The sequence below is a fragment of the Oleiphilus sp. HI0128 genome (genome assembly GCF_001635365.1).
In genome coordinates this window covers 1-1,137 of the sequence record NZ_LWGG01001096.1, presented here as the reverse complement: position 1 = coordinate 1,137, position 1,137 = coordinate 1, and the positions used below count along the sequence as shown (strand labels likewise).

Genomic DNA, 1,137 nt, shown 5'->3' with positions numbered 1-1,137 from the left:
GATTCATTCGAGTTTGCAAGGTTTCCTTCATCACCAGTACATCTCGCTCTTGAATATGGCGTCGATCTTCACGCGGATGAATTGTAATACCATCTGCTCCAGCCTCTTCAGCCAGTAAAGCAGCTTGAACAGGGTCAGGGTAACGTGTGCCACGAGCCTCTCTCAAGGTTGCCACGTGATCAACGTTCACGCCTAATAAAACTCTGCCATTAGGATTTTCCATCAAATTTACCCCTTAAACTTTATCGGACGAAATAACTCTCGACTTTTTATCACCTGACCACCCAAAGCATCATCAACCAGATAGCGCATCAACTGCTTGGCCTTTAAGTACTCTTCCTTTTGCCAGGTAGAGCCATTAACAATATCTAAAGTACTGATAAGCGATATTGCTTTTCCACTTATAATAAACACACTTCCTAAGTTAGAGCTGGCCTTACCAACTCCTTCAAAACCTTGCTGTGAAAGAAACTTATATCCCTGATCCTTCTGAATCTTGTGACCATAAATATCATGTTCAAAATCAGGCAGTAATCCTAGCTCACTCAGTAAAAGGTATTCAAATTTTCGCAAACAGCGCTGCAAGTCTTGCCCTTCAGCTAGCTGATCCAAACAATCTACATAGTTTGAGAACACTCCCAGGCTTGGCTCATTGTCCGGTACTAGCTTCAGAACCAATTCATTAAGGTAGTAAGCACTAAAAAGATAGTTTGCGCGAAGCTTATAGGGCTGGCTTGGAACATCGACGGATCGAAGTGTTTTGATTGAAGAGCGGCCACTCCAAGAGAGCAAAAGAGCCTGAAAGGGTTGAAGCAAGGCTGACCAAGCACTTCCTTTTCGCAAGGCCCCTTTTGCGATCAAAGTAAGCCGTCCGAAATTAAGTGAAAACACATCAACTAAAAGACTGGACTCCTGATAAGGGCGCCGGTTCAAAACATAAACCGCTTGCTGCTCCTCAATCATACTCATGCACTGACCGCCCCCTATTTAAAGGAGCCTTACTCGTCTCGATAACCCAAACTCTTTAAAGCCCTTTCATCATCAGACCAACCACTTTTGACCTTAACCCATAGGTTTAACATCACCTTGGTATCAAACAAGCGCTCCATTTCTTTACGAGCATCACGGCCAATGATT

3 protein-coding genes are annotated in these 1,137 nt (G+C 43.8%); all 3 read right to left on the bottom strand.

What is annotated here, in order from left to right:
• On the bottom strand, positions 1-223 hold a 223-nt coding region (locus tag A3763_RS18610), incomplete at its 3' end, for a pyridoxine 5'-phosphate synthase (protein ID WP_197482971.1).
• Between the two features lie 5 nt (positions 224-228).
• The gene (gene recO, locus A3763_RS18605; protein ID WP_082880395.1) at positions 229-969 is read right to left on the bottom strand and encodes a DNA repair protein RecO; all 741 of its coding nucleotides are present in this window, start codon (positions 967-969) and stop codon (positions 229-231) included.
• A gap of 29 nt (positions 970-998) precedes the next feature.
• On the bottom strand, positions 999-1,137 hold a 139-nt coding region (locus tag A3763_RS27690), incomplete at its 5' end, for a KH domain-containing protein (protein WP_197482970.1).